Source organism: Nonomuraea sp. NPDC048882 (genome assembly GCF_040649755.1).
GTDB classification, from domain to species: Bacteria; Actinomycetota; Actinomycetes; order Streptosporangiales; family Streptosporangiaceae; genus Nonomuraea; species Nonomuraea maheshkhaliensis.
Genome location: NZ_JBEZGB010000005.1, coordinates 74,533 through 93,863 on the forward strand (window position 1 = coordinate 74,533; position 19,331 = coordinate 93,863).

A 19,331-nucleotide genomic window follows, 5' to 3' on the forward strand; every position below is an offset into this window, starting at 1 on the left:
GGCGCGGATCGAGTCGTGATCAAGGAGTGATTGTCGTGAGGTCTCGTTGATCCAGATCACCAAGGCGCGCAGGTGGAGCCTGCGAGGTAGCCATCCGGGGTCTTGTCAGCCCAGGGAATCGAACCCCTGACCTTCTGTTCGTAAAGGCAGGGCAGAAGGCCCATCTATGCGCTGCCGGCCGCTCAGAGAAGGTCGCCGCCCCAACTCTCTGCGGCCACAGTCCCCGAATCGAACACGAACTCAGCTCCCACCCGCTCGGTGCCGTCCACTCCGCCGCCGCACCGCTCGACAACACGGATGAGTCGTTCACCGATGTGCCGTACGAAGGGAACGTCATCCGGGGCGGAGACCACATCGACGCGGCTGCCCAGCTCTTCCATCACGTAGCTCTGCCTTGGCTCGCCTGGCTCGATCTGAAACGACCAATCGGCGGCGACTTCGACGCCAATGATCACCGACTCCAAGCGAAGCCACACCTCGATGACTTCAGGGACGTTGGTTCCATGCACGAACTGGGCGACCACCACTTCGATCAGACGCTTGGTCGCCAGATCCATGAAATCGGCTACCCTGCTCTGATCTCATTCCCGGGAGCGGTCTCCGCCAGGATACGCGCACCCGAACGAGGCACCCGGCGACCGGTGGACTGGTCACGGTTCGCGATTTACTCCGTCGCGTGCGGGCGACCGAAGGGAGCTCGCAGGCCCGAATCTTCGTCGCTCTTATCGCCGTCCCAGCCCAGGGCTTCGTCCTCATTCCTCATCTCTCCCAACTACGGCCGCCCCCGCGCTACGACGCAACCGCCGTTATCTGCGACGGGGTGGAAATTCACGAGATTCCGCTGACAGATCTCGACCAGTGGTTCACCGACGGCGACGGCATCGTGCTGTCCGCAGCCCGCTGTGCCCGTGTGCGCATCGACAACAAGCGCTATCTGGAGCCGATCCCAGAGGACGAGCTGCACCTCACGAAAAACGGGCGCGGACCTGTCGGCGCAGGTATCCCGGAGCGAGGCACCGCTGGAGATCGCCGACAGACACCTCGCACGGCTTATCGACTCCTACCGATGAGTTGAGCCGGTCTGGCGAGTCCGTCAGGTGCGGCCTTGATGGACGCTTCATCCGGGCTTTGGACTCGTCCGGCTTATGGCTGTCGCGCCGGCTTTCTGAGCACCTCGGTGAGGGCCGAGATGCTCTGATCGCCGTAGCCTGCCTCAGCTGCCCGCCTCACCAGGTCATGGAGCGGGGCGAGCCAGGCCGTGTCGACGTTCGTCTCCTTGGCCAGGTCCTCGTCGTGGGCCGCCCCCGCCGAGAAAAGGTTCACGGAGGAGGCGGCGTCGGTATAGTCGCCGCTGTCGATCTCCTTGGCGTAGATCGGCATCAGGGACTTGATCATGTCCAGCCACTTGCCGGCGAAGCGCACCATCGTGTTCACCTCCAATCCACGCGCCTGGATGGCGGCGGCACCCTGGAAGAAGCCGACGAGCGCCGGCAGCAGCATGGCACCCACCGCCATCTCGTACAGGGCGGCGAGGTCGCTTTCGTCGCCGAGGTGGACGGTGTCGCCGCCCAGCACCTTCAGGACCGTCTCGAACTCCTCAAAGACCGTCTTGTCGCCGCTGTAGTACAGCAGAGTGTCCGGCGCTCCCACGGCCGAGGGCACGTTCTTGACCGCTCCGGCCAGGAACCGGGCGCCGTGCTCGATGGCCCAGGCCGCCGTCTCGCGGGCGCCGGCCGGGGAACCGCTGTTGAGGGTGACCAGGGCCCGCCCACGCAGCGGCGCGCCGACCGGCTGCAGTGCCAGCCGGGTGTCATCAAAGGTGGTCAGACAGGTGATGACCAGGGGACTTATCGCCACCGCGTCCTCGATGGCCTCCGCATGCCTGGCTCCCTTGGCGATGAGAGGCGCGGCTTTGGCGGGGGTCCTGTTCCAGACAGTGGTCGGGTGTCCGGCCTTGATGAAGGCCCCGGCCAGTGCCGTGCCCATCGAGCCCAGTCCGATGACGGTCACCGGTGTCATGTTCTTTGCAGTCATATGCATACTCCAGCCACAGAGGTATGGAGGCGAGCGCGCTGCCTTGGAGACCGTCGTGGTCTTGGCGCGGGCCTGATTCATGCTGGCTGGAGCACCTACATTCTCTCAAGTACCTACTTTTTTGCCGGGTACTGACATAAGTGTGAGTATGGGTCGGTGAAGGAGACGAAGAAGCGGACGTTCACCTGCGGTCTCGACGCAGCCATCGCCGTCATGGGAGGCAAATGGAAGGGACTGATCCTGTTCGCGCTCCAGGATGGTCCCCTGCGTTTCGGGGAGTTGCGGCGCGCGGTCCCCGGCATCAGCGAGCGGGTGCTGATCTTGCAGTTGCGGGAGATGGAGACCACCGGGCTGCTGCATCGTGAGGTCTATCATCAGGTTCCGCCGAAAGTGGAGTACTCGCTCACCGAGTTCGGCCATTCACTCAACACCGCGATGGCGCCGCTCGGAGAGTGGGGCGAGGAACACATCGAGCGCATCGAGGCCATCCCGTTTGACGTGGATCGCAAGATGACGTGATTTCGGGATGTCATTTGTCGTGGTCGAACCGGGCAGGCCGGCCGCCGGGCGCCACGAACGGGGCTGATCATCCGGACGTGTCCAGGGCACCGAACTCGGCGCGGGCGGCCTCGACGACCTCGGGGTATGCCTGGCGTTTGTCGTGTTCGGCGAGGGCGCGGTAGATGCTGGCCAGGCTGGGGTTGTGGCCCTTGCGCTTGCCGGTGGGGATGATCAGATCGGGCTGAATCGACTCCAGGGACTCGCCGACGGAGCGGCGGCGGAGCGCGGTGTACAGCATGTCGTCGGTGATGACGGGTGGGCGGCCGCCGTGCCTGCCTGCCATTGCGGGCGACCGCATCGAGGCCTTCGAGGGTGTCTTCGCGGACGTTTTCGTGTTCGGTTTCGGCCACCATGGCAGTCGAGCTGCGGCCGAACACCTACGGCCAGTGGGCGGACTTGGAGGACGACGCCAAGACAGCCACTTTGACGGCGCGGCTGAAGGAGTACAGGGTCAAGACGGACGACACCTGGGGGCACACGCAGAGCGGTAAGGGAGCCAACCGCAAGGGCTTCACCCGCGCCCACGTGGTCGACGCCTGGCGGAAGAGGAAGGGTTCGAACTAGGACCAAGTGCAACCTGGACCGCGTTCGCCTGCGGGCCATGCTGGAGGGCGTGAGTAGTCCACCGGCGAACTCGAGTACCTCGCCCGCCCCGGGAAGGCCGGCATACCGGCGCTATACCGGACGCCGCTAGCTTCGAGGCTCATGAAGTTGACTTCCAAGCGCATCGCCGCGATTGCCGCCGGCGTGGTCGCGGCCGCCACGACCATCGCCCTCAATGCGGCGCCTGCCGCAGCCACCACCGTCACGGGCTGCAAGTCCACGCAGACCTTCTCCAAGAGCATCACCGGCGCCTCCGCCGAGGGGTATGTCAAGAGGGGATGCACCGTCAAGGGCAGTGGATGGCAGCGCTACAACCAGGACTACATCTGGTTCAGGACGAGGGACACCAAGTGCGACAAGTACGGCCCCAAGATCTGGATCGGTAACTGGGTGCAGAAGAACGACAACGGTTGCGGCGGCTCGAAGACCGGCTATAACTGGACTGCTTCCACCGGCACCGTCTACAAGTACATGTTGCGCACCTGTAACAGCGGCGGCTGCCTGAACAGCTCCGGCTGGATCACGATCAAGTAGGCAGTAGTGGAAGGGGCTTCTACGCCGCCGCCCTGCATGACTTCGGCCCGGTCCAGACGGCGAGAGCCGGCTCCGCGACCGATCTGAGCTCGGTGACATCGGCCCCGTCCCTGGCCCACTCGGACATGCCGCGCAGCACAGCCGCGAACTAGGCGGCCAACGCGTGCGGGTCGAAGCCGCGTGGAAGCTCCCCGTTCTTCCGTGCGGCTTCGAGCCGCTGCACGAACGTCCGGATTCCCGTCTCGCGGATTGAAGCGGCCCGGAGGTAGGCGGCGACGTCGGCGTGTCCTGGACTGTCACGTTGGCCGTCGCGCACATCACCAGGCAGCCCGCCGGATGGGCCGAACGCGGTGCTCGTAGACAGCCTGCTCCCCAACTCTCCGGTCCAAGGGTACGAAGGGGCGCCAGCGGGCTTTAGCTGGGGGTTTGGGGGCCGCGCCCCCGATGTCACGGCCTGAGCCCCCTTGCGCGTAGCGCTCCCCTGCGATGACCATGCGTTTCCCCGCCGAAAGCCGAAAGGCCCCTGAGCGCGGTTCAGGGGCCTTCTGGTGCAGAGCCGACGAGGGGAATCGAACCCCTGACCTTCTGTTTACAAGACAGATGCTCTGCCGATTGAGCTACGTCGGCACGGCCTACCAGTGTAGACGCTAGAGACGCCTGTGACGAGCGACTTCGTACAGCGCCACCCCCGCCGCCACCCCCGCGTTCAGTGACTCCGTGGCGGCATGGATCGGGATGCGGGTCACCACGTCGCAGTGTTCGCGGACCAGGCGGGACAAGCCCTTGCCTTCCGAGCCTACGACGACCACCAGGGGCTCGGTCAGGAGGTCGGCGTCGCCGATGTCGGTCTGGCCGGCGCCGTCGAGGCCGATGACGAAGAGGCCGGCTTCGCGGTATTCGCGCAGGGCCGCGGTCAAGTTGGCGGCGCGGGCGACGCGGAGGTTGGCCAGGGTGCCTGCGGAGGTCTTCCAGGCGCCGCCCGTGACGCCGGCCGAGCGGCGGGACGGGATGAGCAGGCCGTGGGCGCCGAAGGCGGTGGCGGAGCGGGCGATGGCGCCCAGGTTGCGGGGGTCGGTGACCGAGTCGAGGGCGACGATCAGGGGCACCTCGCCGGCGTCGTGGGCGAGCTCCACCAGCTCCGACGGGTGCGCGTAGTCGTAGGCCGGGATCTGCAGGGCCACGCCCTGGTGGACGGCGCCCTCGGTCAGGCGGTCGAGCTTGTCGCGGGTGATTTCGAGCAGGGCGATGCCGCGTTCGGCCGCGATCTTGATGGAGCCGCGTACGCGATCGTCGTTGTCGATGCGCTGCGCGACGTAGAGGGCGTTGCACGGCACCCCCGCCTGCAGCGCCTCCAGCACCGGGTTGCGGCCGCCGATGTATTCGGGGGCGTCGTCCGAGCGGCGCTGCTGCCTGGCGGGTGCGGGGCGGCGCGCGTCGCCGCCCCGGTCTTCGCGGGCGATGCGCTCGCCGCGGGCCTTGTCTTTGTACCAGTGACGCATCTCGGCAGGCGGAGTCGCGCCGCGGCCCTCAAGCGACCGGCGCTTCTGCCCACCGGTGCCCTTGGCCGGGCCCTTCTTCTTCGCGGGCCTGCCCGACGATCTACCCCCAGCTGCCATGGAACAAGGGTACTCGGGCCGCCGCCCACCTCGGCCCAGATGATCTAGCGGCTGAGCTCCCAGCGGGCGCCGTGGGGGGTGTCCTCGACGGTGATGCCCGCGGCCGACAGCTGGTCTCTGATCGCGTCGGCGGCGGCGTAGTCTTTGCGCTCCCTGGCCGCCTTGCGCTGCTCCAGCGCCACCGCCACCAGCGCGTCGACCACCGGCGTCAGGTCGGTGCCGGCGGCGCGCCACTGCGGCGAGCGCGGGTCGAGGCCGAGGACGTCGAGCATGTTCTGGGTCTCGGCCAGCAGCCGGGCCACGGCCTCCTTGTCGCCTCGCGCCAGCGCCACGTTGCCCTCGCGCACCACCTCGTGCACGACGGCGAGCGCCTGGGGCGTGCCCAGGTCGTCGTCGAGCGCGTCGGCGAACGCCTGCGGCAGCGGCGCGTCGGCGTCGACGTCGTGGATGACCTCGGCGGCGCGCGTCACGAAGCCCTCGATCCGCTGGTATGCGGCCGCGGCCTCCTGCAGCGCCTCCTCCGAGTAGTCGATCGAGGAACGGTAGTGGGGCGCCGCCAGGTAGTAGCGCAGCTCAACCGGGCGCACCTTCTGCACCATGTCGGGGATCAGCAGCGAGTTGCCGAGCGACTTGCTCATCTTCTCGGCGCCGATCTTCAGCATGCCGTTGTGCATCCAGTAGTGGGCGAAGCCGTCGCCGGCCGCCTGGGACTGGGCGATCTCGTTCTCGTGGTGCGGGAAGATCAGGTCGATCCCGCCGCCGTGGATGTCGAACGCCGGGCCGAGGTATTTCGTGGCCATCGCCGAGCATTCGAGGTGCCAGCCGGGACGCCCGGGGCCCCACGGGGTCGGCCAGGTCGGCTCGCCCGGCTTCTCGCCCTTCCACAGGGCGAAGTCGCGCGGGTCGCGCTTGCACGACTCGTCGTCGGTGTCGGCCGCGGCCCGCATGTTCTCCGGCTTCTGGTTCGACAGCGAGCCGTAGCGGTCGGCGTAGGAGCGTACGTCGAAGTAGACGTCGCCGCCCGAGGCGTAGGCATGGCCGTGCTCGATCAGCCGCTCCATGAGCGTGATCATCTCGGGCACGTGGCCGGTGGCGCGCGGCTCGACGGTCGGCGGCAGGCAGCCCAGCGTGTCGTACGCCCACGTGAAGGCCCGCTGGTTGCGCTCGGCCACGACGAACCAGGGCACGCCCTCCTCGGCCGCCACCCTGATGATCTTGTCGTCGATGTCGGTGACGTTGCGGCAGAACGTCACCTCGTAGCCGGAACGCGCCATCCAGCGCCTGAGCACGTCGAAGTTGACGCCTGACCGGATATGTCCGATATGCGGAGGAGCCTGCACGGTCGCCCCACACAGGTAAATCGACGCCCGGCCGGCTTCGACCGGAACGAATTCACGGATGGCGCGTGTACTGGTGTCGTAGATGTGCAGGCTCACGAACGCAAGGCTAACGCCTCAGAGCTGTCATCACGCCGATAAATCAGCCTCGCAAGTAGACCCTGTCCGGCGAGATCCGTACGATGAGCCGCTCCGTGCCCGGCTTGTCCTCCCATGAGCTACCTCGGTACTTCTGCGACAGCTCCTCGATGAGCGCTCCCTCGGGGTCGGGTGTCACCGTCACCCGGCCGCGCACCTCCACGTAGCGGAGCGGGTTGTCCGGATCGATCACCAGCAGGCTCACCCGCGGGTCGCGCTCGAAGTTACGCGGCTTCTGGCGGCCCTTCACGGTCGAGAACAGCACGTCGTCGCCGTCCGTACGCACCCACACGACCGACGACTGCGGGCCGCCGTCGGGGTTGAGAGTCGTCACGGTCGCGTAATTCGGCGCGTCCAGGAGTTTGCGGACATCGGCTGACAGTGCGGCCATGTAATGCCTCCCATGAGTGATGCATTTGGTTGTTGATTGGTTGGGCGGGTGGGTGGTTGGTCGGTCCGTCCGTCGTGGAATCTCATCGAAGATACTCAGGGCCGCCCGGGTCTCGTCATTCGGTGGGGCGGCGCAGGGGTTCGCCGCTGCGGCAGGGCGGTGCGGGAGTCCTCTTCGGGCGCGGCCGACTCTCTCTCGCGCGGATGGGTCCCGATGGACCTCCCGATGAACGCGGTACGCCTCGCCGGGCGCGCCGGAAGGCCGGAATCCCGTGACTGGCCGAGGAATCGCCCGCCGCCATGAGCGGGGAAGAAGTCAATCTTCTGTAGGCTCGAACCGCCATGGACGTGACTCCCCCCTCTGTGCTCCGCCGACTCGGCCTCGCTCTGGCCGGTCTCGCGGTCGCCGCCCTCGCCGGGGCCGCCTGCGCGCTGTCCTTCGACGACCTGCGCGCGCTGGCCCTCACCGGTGAGGCCCGGCAGGACCTCGCCTTCCTCTATCCGGCCGCCTTCGACGCGCTGCTCCTGGTGGCGCTCATCGGCGTGCTGCTGCTGCGCCCGGCCAAGACGCTGGTACGCGTGCAGGCGGCGTTCGTGCTGGTGCTGCTCATCGTGGCGGCCTCGGCGGTGAACGTGGCCTCGGCGGTGCGGTTCGAGTTCGGCGTGCGAGAGGCGGCCGTCGGCGTGGCGCTGGCGCCGTGGGTGATGCTGGCCCTGGCGCTGTGGCTGTGGTTATTGCTGATCAAGCACATGCAGGGCCGTCGCGGGCAGGCCGCCGAGCAGGATCCGGAACGTACGGCGGAGCAGGACCTCGTGCCCTTCCATCGGCCTCATCCCCAGGCCGAGACCCCGCCCTCGCTCGCCACTGCGTCGACTGCGCCCGTTCTGGAGTCCACTCCGGTGGTCGGCCCCACCGCCGCTCCCGAGACGCCGCCGGTGTCGGCGCGGGTGAGCGAGTGGCCCGTGCAGGAGGAGGAGTCGCCTCAGCCCGCCACCGATGCTCCCGCCGTGCCCGCGCCACGTCCCGCCCCTGAGCCCGCGCCCGACAGCCCCGTTCATGAGGCCCCTCCCGCACCTCGGCCGGCCCCAGCGGACGAGACCCCGGCAGACGATGTACCAGACGCTGTACCAGCGGATGCAACCCCCGCGGATGAGGCCGCCGACGAGCCGCGGCCGGCTCAGGCGTACGAAGCCGCTGACGAGCCCCAGGCCGCGCCCGAAGCGGAGCCCGCCCCTGAGCCCGAACCGGAGCCCGAGCCGGTGACGCGGCCCGTGCGCTGGGGGGATCGGGTCAAGCCTGCCGACGTCCTCGTCCACCCCCGTCCCAGCGCGGACGACAAGGACGCCGACACCCAGCCGCACCCCATCGTCGCGGACGACACGCCCGACCCGAAGCACGGCCCGGAGCTGGCCGACATGGAGGAGCGGAGGCAGGTCGCCCGCAGGACGGAGAACGCGGGCGAGATGGAGGACACCGCGCCCCATCCGGTGATCCACGACGACACCCCGGCCCCGGCCGAACGTCTGCGCAGCACCCCGCGCCCGCCGGAGGACTGAACACGCGGGACGGGCAGTCAGACGCCCAGAGCGGTCGACGCGGGCGACGGGCCGTCATGAGGCCCGAACGGTCCACGCCGGGAGGGACAGGGCGTCAGAAGGCCCGAGAAGGGGTCAACGCGGCGGAAACAGCCCGTAGGACAGCATGAGGGGACCCGCCCGGGATCGCCTCCCGGGCGGGTCCATGTATCCCGCCTCGCCGGCGCGTCCGACGCTCCATCGCGTCGGACGCCGCGGCCTGAGCCCTGCGCCACGTCAGACGCTCCGTCGCGTCGCACGCCGCGTAAGCCGTCGCGTCGCCTCAGACAGGCGCGTCAGACGTTGCGACCGCGCCTGAGGCCCGCGACCAGGCCCACACCGACGATGGCGAGCACCACCTGCATCACCAGCTCGATCCAGTCGATGCCGGGGGTCGTCTCCACACCGAGTACCTGCGCGAGCAGCGTCCCCAGCAGCGCGGCCACGATGCCGACGACGATGGTGAGGATCCACCCGATGGCCTGCTTGCCGGGCAGCAGCAGACGACCGATTGCGCCGATCACGGCGCCGATCACGATGGCGCCAAGGATGGATTCGATGGTCATGACATGAAACCTCCCCGTGAGGGTGAGCGGTTCACTCTCACGGGAAGTGGGCTACCCGATCTACGGCATTTATGCGCCGAATTTACGAATGGGCAGGTCAGGTCGTTGTTCGGCCGCCTCGGCCGCCGCGTCCCATGCCCATCTTGGTCACGAGGAGCACGCCGGCGACGGCCAGAACGAGCTGCAGGATGTGTTCGATCCAGTCGATCCCTCGCGTGTCGGCCCATCCGAACGCCTGGGCGATCAGGGTACCGATCAGGGCCGCCACGATGCCGACGATCAGGGTCAGGCCGATGGACATGTTCTGCCGGCCGGGCACCAGCAGCCGGGCCAGCGCACCGACGATGGCGCCGATGACTACCGCGGATACGATCGCGCCGATCATGTGTAGCTCCCCCCGAGACGTTCACATGTCTTGGGACACATACCCTCTGATCAGACAAACTACGCATAGATGGGAAGGCGGCGGCCCGTACCGCGCCAGTGACGAACCGCCGCCTCCGCATTCAGCGGATCGGCCGGCGACCCGCCGGGACACCCTCACGTATCCCTACGTAAAGACGCCCGGCACTCAGGAAAGGTTGACCACGAGGGCCGTCGCGATGGCCGCGATGCCCTCACCGCGGCCGGTCAGACCCAAGCCGTCGGTGGTGGTGGCGGAGACGCTCACCGGCGCCCCCAGGGCCGCGCTGAGCGCCTTCTCGGCCTCCTCGCGGCGTGGCGCCAGCTTGGGCCGGTTGCCGATCACCTGGATCGCCACGTTGCCGATCTCGTAACCGGCGGCGCGCACCTGGCGCGCGGTCTCCTCCAGCAGGGCCGCGCCCGTGGCGCCGGCCCAGCGCGGGTCGGCCGTGCCGAACAGCCGCCCGAGGTCGCCCAGGCCGGCCGCCGACAGCAGCGCGTCGCACGCCGCGTGGGCGGCGGCGTCGCCGTCGGAGTGGCCGTCTAGGCCGATCTGGTCAGGCCAGGACAGCCCGGCGAGGTTGAGCTCGCGTCCTGAGTCATCCGATGCGAACGGGTGGACGTCGACTCCGACGCCCACCCGTGGAAGATGTGTGTTCAGGAGTTGAGAACCTCGTCGAGCAGGGCCTCAGCCTTGTCCTCATTGGTCTTCTCGGCAAGAGCCAGCTCGCTGACGAGAATCTGGCGAGCCTTGGCGAGCATGCGCTTCTCACCCGCCGACAGGCCACGCTCACGATCCCGGCGCCACAGGTCCCGAACCACCTCGGCGACCTTGTTCACATCGCCGGAGGCGAGCTTCTCCAGATTGGCCTTGTAACGACGAGACCAGTTGGTCGGCTCTTCCGTGTGCGGCATGCGAAGGACGTCGAAAACCCGCTCAAGGCCTTCCTGGCCGACAACATCGCGCACACCGACGAGTTCCGCGTTTTCAGCTGGCACCTGGACGGTAAGGTCGCCCTTGTCGACCTTGAGCACCAGGTAGGTCTTTTCCTCACCCTTGATGGATCGCTTCGTGATTGCTTCGATCCGAGCAGCCCCATGGTGGGGGTAGACGACAGTGTCGCCGACCTGGAAAGTCATGTGACAAGTACCCCTTCCGCTGTACTCCAGGGTACCACGCATCCACAGCCTCCCGGAACAGTGAAATCCTCATAACTGCAGGTCAACGCCGCATATTGGGGCTTGACAAGCGCTCAACAGTATGAATCGCATTTCCGGACATAGCGAATGACCTGCGGGGGTGCGGATATGACCTTGCATTGGGGTGGATATGGTGGGCGCTGCACATCACGCACGCGCGACACCTGCGCAAGACCAAGGAGAACCCGCCCGTGACCAGCCGTCGCTGGATTGTCGTAGCCGCCGCGTTCTTGGCCGCCCCCGTGCTGGCGGGCTGCGGGGCAGGATTCGACGCCACCACCAACAAGCCGTACGCGCCGAACGAGGCGCAAGTGTTGCTCGATAACGGCCAGTACGGCAGCAAGAGCGGCATTCACATCCCGCAGGCGTTCATCCTCGGCCCCGACTCAGGAGCGCAGCTCCCCTGGCGCGGCTCGGCCCCGATCTACCTGAACATCCTCAACACGGCCGGCGCCCCCGACACGCTGCAGTCCGTCTCGGCCGGGAACATGGGCACCGTCAAGGTCACCGCCCCGATCCAGCTCCCGGTCAACCAGCTCGTCAACACCGGCAAGCCCACCCCTCAGCTCATGCTGGAGGCGATCCCCAAGAGCCTCAGGGGCGGCGAGAGCATCAAGCTGGACCTCCAGTTCGCCCAGGCCGGTGTCGTGTCCATGAACGTGCCTGTGGTCACGCGCAGCCGTGAGTTCGCGCAGTATCCCCCGGCTCCCGGCGCCACCCCGGCGCCCACGCCCACCCCGACGGCCTCCGCCCCCGCGGAGGAGGCCCACTGACAGCGGGTGAGAGGGCCCCGGACACGGCCGTGCCGGGGTCCTTCACTCCTCGGTGGCGTCGAACTTGTAGCCCAGACCGCGCACGGTCAGGATGCACCGCGGGTTGGACGGATCCGCCTCGATCTTGGCGCGCAGCCGCTTGACGTGGACGTCGAGCGTCTTGGTGTCGCCCACGTAGTCGGCGCCCCAGACGCGGTCGATGAGCTGACCCCTGGTGAGCACCCGCCCGGCGTTGCGCAGCAGCACCTCCAGCAGCTCGAACTCCTTCAGCGGCAGCTGCACCTGCTGGCCGCGCACGGCGACGACGTGGCGGTCGACGTCCATCCGCACCGGGCCGACGGCCAGCACGGCCGTCTCCAGCTCCTCGACGAGGTCGCCCTGGCGGCGCAGGACCGCGCGGATGCGGGCGACCAGCTCGCGCGAGGAGAACGGCTTGGTGACGTAGTCGTCGGCGCCCAGTTCGAGGCCCACGACCTTGTCGATCTCGCTGTCCTTGGCCGTCAGCATGATGACCGGCACCTTGGAGCGCTGCCGCAGCGAGCGGCACACCTCCGTGCCGGGCAGCCCTGGCAGCATCAGGTCGAGCAGCACCAGGTCGGCGCCGTTGCGGTCGAACGTGTCGAGCGCTTCGGGCCCGGTCGCCGCGACCGACACCTCGAAGCCCTCCTTGCGCAGCATGTAGGACAGGGCGTCGGAAAAGGACTCCTCGTCCTCGACGACGAGAACACGGGTCATGGGGCTGCCTCCAGGGGAATCGAGGGTGGTACTGCCACCGCCGTGCCGCCGAAGGCGGGCAGGCGGAGCGTGAAGGTGGAGCCGGACCCTTCCTTGCTCCAGACGGACACCTCGCCCGCGTGCGCGGCGGCGACGTGTTTGACGATGGCCAGGCCGAGCCCGGTGCCGCCGGTGGCGCGCGACCGGGCCGCGTCGACGCGGAAGAAGCGCTCGAAGATGCGTTCCAGCGCCTCCTCGGGGATGCCGATCCCCTGGTCGCTGACGCTGATCTCGACCGAATCGCCCGCGGGCCGCACGCTGACGACGACCCTCGTGTGCTCGGGACTGTAGGCGACGGCGTTGTCGATCAGGTTGCGCAGGGCGGTGACGAGCAGTTCGACGTCGCCCCAGATGCGCAGGCCCTCGGTGCCGCCGGTGACGAGCGTGATGTCCTTGGCGGAGGCCCTGGTGTTGCAGTGGTCTATGGCATCGGACACGGCCTCGTCGATCACGACCTGGCCGGGGGTGGGGATCGGCTCGGCGCCCTGGATCCGGCTGAGCGTGATCAGGTCCTGGATCAGGTAGTTGAGCCGGGCCGCCTCCAGCTGCATGCGCCCGGCGAAGCGGCTGACCGCCTCGGGGTCGTCGGCGGCGTCCTGGATGGTCTCGGCCAGCAGGCTCATGGCGCCCACCGGGGTCTTCAGCTCGTGGCTGACGTTGGCGACGAAGTCGCGGCGTACGGCCTCGACCCTGCGCCGCTCGGTCTGGTCCTCCGCCAGCACCAGAACCTGGCCGTAGGAGCCGAGGGGGGCGACGCGGACGGCGAAGTTCGTGGTCTCCTGGCCGAACTTGTGGCCGGCGACGTCGATCTCGCTCTCGCGGATCTCGCCGTCGCGGCGTACTTGTCTCGCCAGGGCGAGCAGCTCCGCGGCCATCAGCCGGTCGCCCTTGACCAGCCCGAACGCCCGCGCCGCCGAGCTGGCGCGCAGCACGCGGTCGTGGGCGTCGAGGACCACGGCGGACGAGGGCAGCACGGCCAGCACGGACGCGACGCCCTGTGGCAGTGCGGCGCCTGTCTCGGCGCTGTCGGCGGCGGCGGTGCGGCTGGGGGCCTCGATCTGATTGCGGTAGAAAAGGACCGCCAGGGCGCCCACCACGAACCCGGCCAGGGCCGCGAAGCTCATGGCCATCTCACTCATGTCTCCGATGGTAGGCGGCGTTTTCGCAGGGACAGACCCCCTCATCAGGGGATGAACGCCCCTTTCCTGGAAAGTTCATCTGGCCGTAGGGATTCGTTCATCGAGCGAGTCGTACGGTGACGGCATGCGTGACGCGTACCACGAAGAACTCGACGCACTGACCGACAAGCTGGTCGAGATGACCCGCCTTGTCCGCTCGGCGATCTCCCGTGCCACCACCTCCCTCCTCGACGCCGACCTCACCCTCGCGGAGAGCGTCATATCCCGCGACGAGGAGGTGAACGCGACCTTCGCCGACATCGAGACCTCGATCTTCGAGCTGATGGCCAGGCAGCAGCCGGTCGCGGTGGATCTGCGGATGGTCATCACGGCGCTGCGCATGGGCACGGACCTCGAACGGATGGGTGACCTCGCCGTCCACGTCGCCAAGGTCGCCCGGCTGCGGCACCCCGACTCGGCCATCCCGCCCGAGCTGCGCTCCACCATCCTGGAGATGGGTCAGATCGCCGAGACGCTGGTCACGAAGGCCGGCAGCTGCGTGGCCTCGCGCGACGTCGAGTCCGCGCTCGAACTGGAGCAGGACGACGACGCGATGGACCGGCTGCATCGGCGGCTGTTCAGGAAGATCCTGTCCAAGGAGTGGGAGCACGGGGTCGAGCCGGCGATCGACATCACGCTGGTGGGACGCTATTACGAGCGGTACGCCGACCATGCGGTACGGGTGGCGCAGGACGTCGTCTACCTCGTCACCGGGACCCGCCCGAGCTGACGACCGGGGCCGGGCTTGACGCCGGGACGGGATGGTCCATGCTGGGCCGGGTACGGGTGCCGTTCTGGAGGTCTGGCCGATGGCGGAGGAAGAGGCGCGCGCGAGCGGGCGGTGTTTCGCGTGCAAGCGCACGTTCAGCGCCGCCCCGGAGACGGTGGAGACGGTGCTGATCGACCCTGAGACCGGCCTGCCACCGGGTTTCACCGTGCTCGGCACCTTCCGCCCGGCCGGCCCGGACGCCGTGGCCCGCTCCGCCGACCAGCCGATCTGCCCCGACTGTCTGGAGAAGGCGGCGGAGTTCTGGAAGTCCTACAACGCGCCGCCACCCACCTGGCCGAGCTGGCCCCCGCCCACGGACTGACCCCGTCCCCGCGGGTCGATGACGCGGTTCTTCACAACTCCTGGATCTCGGCATACCGTACGTAAAGTACGTACTTGACGATAATTGCGGAGTTGATGCCGGTGGAGCCTCCGGTGAGAGAGTTCGTCGACCGGATGGGGCTGGTCATGGAGCGGGTGGGCGGCACGCGGACGATGGGCCGCCTGCACGCCTGGCTCATGGTCTGCGACCCCCCCGACCAGTCGCTCACCGACCTGGCGGCCGAGCTCGGCGTGAGCAAGACCGCGGTCAGCACCGTCGCCAGGCAGATGGAGCTGATCGGCATGGCCGAGCGGGTGCCCACGGCCGGTCGCGAGCACCGCTACCGGATGGCCGACGGCGGCTGGACGCACGCGATACGGGTTCAGCTCGCCGGCCTGCAGGTCGGTCTCGACGCGCTGGACTTCGGGCTGTCGGTGCTCCCCGAGGACCGGTCAGAGCCGCGCGCCCAGCTGACGGAGGCGCGCGAGTTCTTCGCCTTCCTCATGCAGGACACCGACCGGCTGGTCGAGCGCTGGGAGGAATACCGCGAGAAGTCGTCATGACGTACGCCACAGCAGAGGGATCCTCAACCAAGGAGTGACGATGGCGCACATCGTCGAACGGTACGACGTCCCCAAGCAACTGTTCTGGCTGCACGGGCCCCGGACGGGCCCGGCCGTCGAGTTCGACGCACGGACCGGGATGTGGTCCGTGTACGGATACCCGGAGCTGCAGGAGGTGCTCGGCGACCCCGCGACCTTCTCCTCCGACACGATGCGGGTGGTGCCGAAGGACCTGGTGCCGAAGGACGGCTTCTCGCTGGAGGGCTTCATCACCCAGATCGACCCGCCGGAGCACGGGAAGCTGCGCAAGCTGGTGAGCAGCGCGTTCACCCGCAAGGTGGTCGCGGACCTGGAGCCGCGGATTGCCGCGATCACCCACGAGCTGCTCGACGCGGCGCGGGAGGGCGAGCGGTTCGAGCTGGTGCGCGACCTGGCCTATCCGCTGCCGGTCATCGTCATCGCCGAGCTGCTCGGGGTGCCCAGCGGTGATCGCGCGCTGTTCAAGCGATGGGCGGACGCGCTGTTCCAGCGGGACGCCGACATCTCGGTCAACCCGTCTCCCGAGGAACGCGGCGCGGCGCTGGAGGCCACGATGAAGCCGTGGCGGGAGATGAGCGACTACCTGGCCGGCCACGCGGCCGAGCGCCGCAGGGAGCCGCGCGCCGACCTGCTCACCAGGCTGGTCGAGGCCGAGGTGGACGGCGAGCGCCTGCCGGACGAGCAGGTGGTCAACTTCGCCATCCTGCTCCTGCTGGCCGGGCACATCACCACGACGATGCTGCTCGGCAACACCGTGCTGTGCCTGGACGCCTTCCCCGATCAGCAGGACAGGGTGCGCGCCGACCGCGCCTCGGTCCCGGCCGTGATCGAGGAGTCGCTGCGGCTGTTCACGCCGTTCGCGCTGCTCGGCCGGGCCACCACGCGTGAGGCCGAGCTCGGCGGGGTGACCATCCCGGCCGATCAGCTGGTGATGTGCTGGATGGCCGCGGCGAACAGGGATCCGCGGCAGTTCGGGGACCCCGAGGCGTTCGATCCCGATCGCGATCCCAACCCGCACCTGGCGTTCGGCCGGGGCATCCACTTCTGCCTGGGCGCGCCCCTGGCCAGGCTGGAGGGGCGGATCGCGCTGAACATCCTGCTCGACCGCTTCGCCGTCCTGCGTACCGATCCGGAGGACTCCGTGGAGTTCATCCAGGCGCCGTCGCTGACCGGGCTGCGCCGCCTTCCGCTGCTCGGGAAGCCGTCGGTGTGAGGTCGCGGGGCGGGGGCGCGTGCCCCCGCCCCCGCGGCGACCTGAGGGTCAGCGGCCCTGGTTGGCGACGGCTTCGATGGCGGCCTTGGCGGCCTCGGGGTCGAGGTATTCGCCGCCCCGCCGCACCGGACGGTAGTCGGCGTCGAGCTCGTAGACCAGCGGGATGCCCGTCGGGATGTTGAGCCCGGCGATGGTCTCGTCGTCGATGCCGTCGAGGTGCTTGACCAGGGCCCGCAGGGAGTTGCCGTGGGCGGTCACCAGGACGGTGCGGCCGGCCGCCAGGTCGGGGACGATCTCGTCGTACCAGTACGGCAGCATCCGGTCGACCACGTCCTTCAGGCACTCCGTGCGGGGCATCAGCTCGGAGGGCAGCAGGGCATAGCGGGCGTCTCCCGCCTGGGAGTATTCGTCGTCGTCGGCGATCGGAGGCGGGGGCGTGTCGTACGAGCGGCGCCAGAGCATGAACTGCTCGTCGCCGAACTCCTCGCGGGTCTGGGCCTTGTTCTTGCCCTGGAGGGCGCCGTAGTGGCGTTCGTTGAGCCGCCAGCTGCGCTTGACCGGAAGCCAGAGCAGGTCGGCCTGCGCCAGCGCCAGCTGGGCCGTCTGGATGGCCCGGGTCAGCAGGCTGGTGTGCAGGACGTCGGGACGCACCCCGGCGTCCTGGAGGAGTCTGCCGCCGCGCCGCGCCTCGTCCTCGCCCTTGGCCGACAGGCTCACGTCCACCCAGCCGGTGAACAGGCCCTTCGCGTTCCAGTCACTCTCGCCGTGCCTAAGCAGCACCAAAGTCGCCATGCGGCCAATCCTATGGTTCCCAGGAGGAGTCACCGGTCCGGGTCGGCGAAGCGGGCGAAGGCCTGGAGGTTGGCCAGCGACTCCCCCCGCTTGGCCCGCCATTCCCACTCCCGCCTGATCGACGAGGCGAACCCGAGCTCCAGCGCCCGGTCGAACCACTCGTCCGAGTACGTCAGCACGCACCCCAGCAGCCGGTCGACCTCCTCCTCCGTGACGGCGGTCAGCGGCAGGCGGCCGACCAGGTAGACGTCACCGACGGGGTCGAGGGAGAAGTGCACCCCGTACATCGAGCCGTTCTTGCCCAGCAGCCAGCGGTAGAACTCCGTGTGGTTCTCGTCGGGCTGCCGGCAGAAGAACGCCTCGACGTGCAGCATCCGCTCCCCCACGATCAGCCAGGTCATGGTGGCGAGCTTGTGCTGCCCAGGCAGTTTGACGAGGAACGCCCCCGGCCGCGGCTCGTCATAGGAGACGTCCGCGGCCTTGAGCGCGGCTTCGACGACTTCGCGCATGCCGCCCAGGCTAGAACAAAGTACGGTCGGAAAGCGCGGTCAGACAGTACGGTCAGACAGCGGCCACGGGGACGGGGTGCAGGTTCGCGACGGCGGCGGCGTAGACCTCCCTGAGGTGGGAGGCCGTGGACTGCCAGCCGAACGCGGCGGCGTGCGTGCGCGCCCCCGCCGAGAGCTGGTCGCGCCAGCGCGGCTCGGTGAGGAAGCGGCGCAGCGCCCGCGCCCACTGGGAGGGGTCGTGGCCGTCCACGAGCAGGCCGGAGATCTCATCCAGTACGGCCGTGCGCAGCCCTCCGACGGCCGCCGCGGCCACCGGCGTGCCGCACGCCTGCGACTCCAGCGCCACGAGCCCGAACGACTCGCTGTAGGAGGGCACGACCGTGACGGAGGCGGCGCGGTACCAGTCGGCCAGCTCCTCCTGGGGAGCGGGAGGCACGAGGCGGACGACGTCCGAGATGCCCAGCTCGGTGGCCAGCTCCGCGAGGAACGAGGGCCGGGCCAGGCCGTTGCCCGACGGGCCTCCGACGCAGGCCACCACCAGGCGCCCGCGCAGGGAGGGGTCGTCGATGAGCATCCTGGAGGCGGCTCGCAGCAGCACGTCCGGCGCCTTGAGCGGCTGGATGCGGCCGACGAACAGCAGCACGTGGGCGTCCTGCGGCAGGCCGAGCCGGTGCCGGGCGGCGCCCTGTGAAGCGGGCTGGAAGAGGGTGAGGTTGACGCCGGGGTTCACGACCACGACGCGGCCGGGGGCGGCGCCGTACAGGTCGATCAGCTCGGACGCCTCCTCCGAGGTGTTGGCCACGAGGCGGTCGGCGATGCTCACGACCTGTTCCTCGCCGACCACGCGCGCCTGGGGCTCGGGACGGTCGCCCTGGGCGAGCAGCCGGTTCTTGACCTTGGCCATGGTGTGCATGGTGTGCACGAGCGGAACGCCCCAGCGCTCCTTGGCCAGCCAGCCGACCTGGCCGGACAGCCAGTAGTGGGAGTGGATGACGTCGTAGCGGCCCGGGTCGTAGACGGCCTCGGTGCGCAGCACCTCCGACAGGAACGCGCAGAGCTGGCCGGGCAGGTCGGCGCGGTCCATCTCCTCGTAAGGACCGGCCGTCAGGTGACGGACGAGGACGCCGGGGACGAGTTCGGCCACGGGCGGGAGGTCACGGGCGGTGGCCCGGGTGAAGATCTCCACCTCCACGCCGAGCTCGGCCAGCCGTTTGGCGGACTCGACGATGTACACGTTCATGCCGCCGGCGTCGCCCGTCCCGGGCTGGTCCAGCGGTGACGTGTGCATGCTGATGGTCGCGACCCGGCTCACCCGTCGTCGCCTCACTCGACATCACCTCCAAGCGATGTACAACAAAGCCGAATTTTTCGACATTCCCGACAGACAGTCACAACCGGGGGTGCACAACCGCCGTCCGCGAGCCCGCCTGGCAGGATGTGACA

At 68.8% G+C, this 19,331-nt stretch carries 25 protein-coding genes and 1 tRNA gene; 10 read left to right on the plus strand and 16 right to left on the minus strand.

Features of this window, described 5'->3' with window-relative positions; all coding sequences use genetic code 11:
- Positions 1 to 182: 182 nt before the first annotated feature.
- Positions 183 to 557 (minus strand): hypothetical protein, encoded by a 375-nt coding sequence (locus AB0C27_RS18930; RefSeq protein WP_357845503.1) that lies wholly within the window; start codon positions 555 to 557, stop codon positions 183 to 185.
- Positions 558 to 676: 119 nt separating this feature from the next.
- Here AB0C27_RS18930 and AB0C27_RS18935 point away from each other — a divergent pair, with 119 nt between their 5' ends.
- Positions 677 to 1,075: a hypothetical protein gene (locus AB0C27_RS18935; protein ID WP_357845506.1), complete on the plus strand. Its 399-nt coding sequence runs from the start codon at positions 677 to 679 to the stop codon at positions 1,073 to 1,075.
- Between the two features lie 68 nt (positions 1,076 to 1,143).
- Here AB0C27_RS18935 and AB0C27_RS18940 read toward each other — a convergent pair whose 3' ends face one another.
- Positions 1,144 to 2,115, minus strand: a complete 972-nt coding sequence (locus AB0C27_RS18940; protein ID WP_357845509.1) for an NAD(P)-binding domain-containing protein — start codon at positions 2,113 to 2,115, stop codon at positions 1,144 to 1,146.
- Positions 2,116 to 2,190: 75 nt separating this feature from the next.
- On the opposite strand from AB0C27_RS18940, the gene AB0C27_RS18945 reads away from it, so the two are divergent.
- Positions 2,191 to 2,553: a helix-turn-helix domain-containing protein gene (locus tag AB0C27_RS18945; protein ID WP_357845512.1), complete on the plus strand. Its 363-nt coding sequence runs from the start codon at positions 2,191 to 2,193 to the stop codon at positions 2,551 to 2,553.
- A 67-nt stretch (positions 2,554 to 2,620) separates the two neighbouring features.
- Here the strand turns inward: AB0C27_RS18945 and AB0C27_RS18950 are convergent, their stop codons facing one another.
- Positions 2,621 to 2,878, minus strand: coding sequence for a hypothetical protein (locus AB0C27_RS18950; protein ID WP_357845515.1), 258 nt, complete (start codon positions 2,876 to 2,878; stop codon positions 2,621 to 2,623).
- 68 nt (positions 2,879 to 2,946) lie between these two features.
- On the opposite strand from AB0C27_RS18950, the gene AB0C27_RS18955 reads away from it, so the two are divergent.
- Together AB0C27_RS18955 and AB0C27_RS18960 are read left to right on the plus strand one after the other, a co-directional pair.
- Entirely contained in the window at positions 2,947 to 3,159 is a 213-nt protein-coding gene (locus AB0C27_RS18955; protein WP_357845517.1) for a hypothetical protein, read from the plus strand.
- A gap of 141 nt (positions 3,160 to 3,300) precedes the next feature.
- Positions 3,301 to 3,732, plus strand: a complete 432-nt coding sequence (locus AB0C27_RS18960) for a hypothetical protein (RefSeq protein WP_357845520.1) — start codon at positions 3,301 to 3,303, stop codon at positions 3,730 to 3,732.
- Between the two features lie 554 nt (positions 3,733 to 4,286).
- Here AB0C27_RS18960 and AB0C27_RS18965 read toward each other — a convergent pair.
- From AB0C27_RS18965 to AB0C27_RS18980, 4 genes are all read right to left on the minus strand, one after another.
- Positions 4,287 to 4,359 (minus strand) — tRNA-Thr (locus AB0C27_RS18965).
- 20 nt (positions 4,360 to 4,379) lie between these two features.
- On the minus strand, positions 4,380 to 5,348 hold the full coding sequence (gene rlmB / locus AB0C27_RS18970; protein WP_357845524.1) for a 23S rRNA (guanosine(2251)-2'-O)-methyltransferase RlmB: 969 nt from the start codon (positions 5,346 to 5,348) through the stop codon (positions 4,380 to 4,382).
- Between the two features lie 44 nt (positions 5,349 to 5,392).
- On the minus strand, positions 5,393 to 6,784 hold the full coding sequence (gene cysS, locus AB0C27_RS18975) for a cysteine--tRNA ligase (RefSeq protein WP_357845527.1): 1,392 nt from the start codon (positions 6,782 to 6,784) through the stop codon (positions 5,393 to 5,395).
- Positions 6,785 to 6,827: 43 nt separating this feature from the next.
- Entirely contained in the window at positions 6,828 to 7,214 is a 387-nt protein-coding gene (locus AB0C27_RS18980) for a PPOX class F420-dependent oxidoreductase (RefSeq protein ID WP_357845530.1), read from the minus strand.
- 341 nt (positions 7,215 to 7,555) lie between these two features.
- On the opposite strand from AB0C27_RS18980, the gene AB0C27_RS18985 reads away from it, so the two are divergent.
- A complete protein-coding gene (locus tag AB0C27_RS18985) occupies positions 7,556 to 8,770 on the plus strand; it encodes a DUF2637 domain-containing protein (RefSeq protein ID WP_357845533.1) in 1,215 nt (404 codons plus the stop codon).
- A 314-nt stretch (positions 8,771 to 9,084) separates the two neighbouring features.
- On the opposite strand, the gene AB0C27_RS18990 is transcribed toward AB0C27_RS18985, so the two are convergent.
- The 4 genes from AB0C27_RS18990 to AB0C27_RS19005 all read right to left on the minus strand — a co-directional run bounded on the left by AB0C27_RS18990 (position 9,085) and on the right by AB0C27_RS19005 (position 10,896).
- Complete coding sequence (locus AB0C27_RS18990) at positions 9,085 to 9,354, minus strand: GlsB/YeaQ/YmgE family stress response membrane protein (RefSeq protein ID WP_357845537.1); 270 nt, start codon at positions 9,352 to 9,354, stop codon at positions 9,085 to 9,087.
- A 97-nt stretch (positions 9,355 to 9,451) separates the two neighbouring features.
- Positions 9,452 to 9,739: a GlsB/YeaQ/YmgE family stress response membrane protein gene (locus AB0C27_RS18995; protein WP_357845540.1), complete on the minus strand. Its 288-nt coding sequence runs from the start codon at positions 9,737 to 9,739 to the stop codon at positions 9,452 to 9,454.
- 186 nt (positions 9,740 to 9,925) lie between these two features.
- Positions 9,926 to 10,396 (minus strand): 2-C-methyl-D-erythritol 2,4-cyclodiphosphate synthase, encoded by a 471-nt coding sequence (gene ispF, locus AB0C27_RS19000; RefSeq protein ID WP_346103199.1) that lies wholly within the window; start codon positions 10,394 to 10,396, stop codon positions 9,926 to 9,928.
- A 17-nt stretch (positions 10,397 to 10,413) separates the two neighbouring features.
- Entirely contained in the window at positions 10,414 to 10,896 is a 483-nt protein-coding gene (locus AB0C27_RS19005; protein WP_043624891.1) for a CarD family transcriptional regulator, read from the minus strand.
- A 179-nt stretch (positions 10,897 to 11,075) separates the two neighbouring features.
- On the opposite strand from AB0C27_RS19005, the gene AB0C27_RS19010 reads away from it, so the two are divergent.
- Positions 11,076 to 11,729: a copper chaperone PCu(A)C gene (locus AB0C27_RS19010; RefSeq protein ID WP_357845543.1), complete on the plus strand. Its 654-nt coding sequence runs from the start codon at positions 11,076 to 11,078 to the stop codon at positions 11,727 to 11,729.
- A gap of 42 nt (positions 11,730 to 11,771) precedes the next feature.
- Here the strand turns inward: AB0C27_RS19010 and AB0C27_RS19015 are convergent, their stop codons facing one another.
- Entirely contained in the window at positions 11,772 to 12,464 is a 693-nt protein-coding gene (locus AB0C27_RS19015) for a response regulator transcription factor (RefSeq protein WP_357845546.1), read from the minus strand.
- Positions 12,461 to 13,633, minus strand: coding sequence for an ATP-binding protein (locus AB0C27_RS19020; protein ID WP_357846633.1), 1,173 nt, complete (start codon positions 13,631 to 13,633; stop codon positions 12,461 to 12,463). The genes AB0C27_RS19015 and AB0C27_RS19020 overlap by 4 nt, the downstream gene beginning before the upstream one ends.
- Positions 13,634 to 13,766: 133 nt before the next feature.
- Here AB0C27_RS19020 and phoU point away from each other — a divergent pair, with 133 nt between their 5' ends.
- The 4 genes from phoU (at position 13,767) to AB0C27_RS19040 (ending at position 16,587) form a co-directional block, all read left to right on the plus strand.
- The gene (gene phoU, locus AB0C27_RS19025) at positions 13,767 to 14,411 is read left to right on the plus strand and encodes a phosphate signaling complex protein PhoU (RefSeq protein ID WP_346103193.1); all 645 of its coding nucleotides are present in this window, start codon (positions 13,767 to 13,769) and stop codon (positions 14,409 to 14,411) included.
- Positions 14,412 to 14,490: 79 nt separating this feature from the next.
- Positions 14,491 to 14,772: a hypothetical protein gene (locus AB0C27_RS19030; RefSeq protein WP_357845549.1), complete on the plus strand. Its 282-nt coding sequence runs from the start codon at positions 14,491 to 14,493 to the stop codon at positions 14,770 to 14,772.
- A 113-nt stretch (positions 14,773 to 14,885) separates the two neighbouring features.
- Positions 14,886 to 15,335: a hypothetical protein gene (locus AB0C27_RS19035; protein WP_357845552.1), complete on the plus strand. Its 450-nt coding sequence runs from the start codon at positions 14,886 to 14,888 to the stop codon at positions 15,333 to 15,335.
- A gap of 40 nt (positions 15,336 to 15,375) precedes the next feature.
- On the plus strand, positions 15,376 to 16,587 hold the full coding sequence (locus AB0C27_RS19040) for a cytochrome P450 (RefSeq protein ID WP_357845555.1): 1,212 nt from the start codon (positions 15,376 to 15,378) through the stop codon (positions 16,585 to 16,587).
- A gap of 48 nt (positions 16,588 to 16,635) precedes the next feature.
- On the opposite strand, the gene AB0C27_RS19045 is transcribed toward AB0C27_RS19040, so the two are convergent.
- Genes AB0C27_RS19045 through mshA form a run of 3 tightly spaced genes read right to left on the minus strand, consistent with a single transcriptional unit; the run spans position 16,636 to position 19,215 of the window.
- Complete coding sequence (locus AB0C27_RS19045) at positions 16,636 to 17,379, minus strand: phosphoglyceromutase (protein WP_357845558.1); 744 nt, start codon at positions 17,377 to 17,379, stop codon at positions 16,636 to 16,638.
- A gap of 29 nt (positions 17,380 to 17,408) precedes the next feature.
- Positions 17,409 to 17,888, minus strand: coding sequence for a YbjN domain-containing protein (locus AB0C27_RS19050; RefSeq protein WP_357845561.1), 480 nt, complete (start codon positions 17,886 to 17,888; stop codon positions 17,409 to 17,411).
- 52 nt (positions 17,889 to 17,940) lie between these two features.
- Complete coding sequence (gene mshA / locus AB0C27_RS19055; protein WP_357845564.1) at positions 17,941 to 19,215, minus strand: D-inositol-3-phosphate glycosyltransferase; 1,275 nt, start codon at positions 19,213 to 19,215, stop codon at positions 17,941 to 17,943.
- Between the last annotated feature and the right edge of the window lie 116 nt (positions 19,216 to 19,331).

Coding starts and splice junctions, on each gene's coding strand:
- phoU (WP_346103193.1), top strand. CDS start 13,767: ATGCGTGACGCGTACCACGAAGAACTCGACGCACTGACCGACAAGCTG.
- AB0C27_RS19020 (WP_357846633.1), bottom strand. CDS start 13,633: ATGGCCATGAGCTTCGCGGCCCTGGCCGGGTTCGTGGTGGGCGCCCTG.
- AB0C27_RS19015 (WP_357845546.1), bottom strand. CDS start 12,464: ATGACCCGTGTTCTCGTCGTCGAGGACGAGGAGTCCTTTTCCGACGCC.
- AB0C27_RS18985 (WP_357845533.1), top strand. CDS start 7,556: ATGGACGTGACTCCCCCCTCTGTGCTCCGCCGACTCGGCCTCGCTCTG.
- AB0C27_RS18990 (WP_357845537.1), bottom strand. CDS start 9,354: ATGACCATCGAATCCATCCTTGGCGCCATCGTGATCGGCGCCGTGATC.
- AB0C27_RS18940 (WP_357845509.1), bottom strand. CDS start 2,115: ATGAATCAGGCCCGCGCCAAGACCACGACGGTCTCCAAGGCAGCGCGC.
- AB0C27_RS18955 (WP_357845517.1), top strand. CDS start 2,947: ATGGCAGTCGAGCTGCGGCCGAACACCTACGGCCAGTGGGCGGACTTG.
- AB0C27_RS18995 (WP_357845540.1), bottom strand. CDS start 9,739: ATGATCGGCGCGATCGTATCCGCGGTAGTCATCGGCGCCATCGTCGGT.
- AB0C27_RS18930 (WP_357845503.1), bottom strand. CDS start 557: ATGGATCTGGCGACCAAGCGTCTGATCGAAGTGGTGGTCGCCCAGTTC.
- AB0C27_RS18980 (WP_357845530.1), bottom strand. CDS start 7,214: ATGGCCGCACTGTCAGCCGATGTCCGCAAACTCCTGGACGCGCCGAAT.
- AB0C27_RS18960 (WP_357845520.1), top strand. CDS start 3,301: ATGAAGTTGACTTCCAAGCGCATCGCCGCGATTGCCGCCGGCGTGGTC.
- AB0C27_RS19045 (WP_357845558.1), bottom strand. CDS start 17,379: ATGGCGACTTTGGTGCTGCTTAGGCACGGCGAGAGTGACTGGAACGCG.
- AB0C27_RS18950 (WP_357845515.1), bottom strand. CDS start 2,878: ATGGCAGGCAGGCACGGCGGCCGCCCACCCGTCATCACCGACGACATG.
- AB0C27_RS19050 (WP_357845561.1), bottom strand. CDS start 17,888: ATGCGCGAAGTCGTCGAAGCCGCGCTCAAGGCCGCGGACGTCTCCTAT.
- rlmB (WP_357845524.1), bottom strand. CDS start 5,348: ATGGCAGCTGGGGGTAGATCGTCGGGCAGGCCCGCGAAGAAGAAGGGC.
- AB0C27_RS19040 (WP_357845555.1), top strand. CDS start 15,376: ATGGCGCACATCGTCGAACGGTACGACGTCCCCAAGCAACTGTTCTGG.
- AB0C27_RS19005 (WP_043624891.1), bottom strand. CDS start 10,896: ATGACTTTCCAGGTCGGCGACACTGTCGTCTACCCCCACCATGGGGCT.
- AB0C27_RS19030 (WP_357845549.1), top strand. CDS start 14,491: ATGGCGGAGGAAGAGGCGCGCGCGAGCGGGCGGTGTTTCGCGTGCAAG.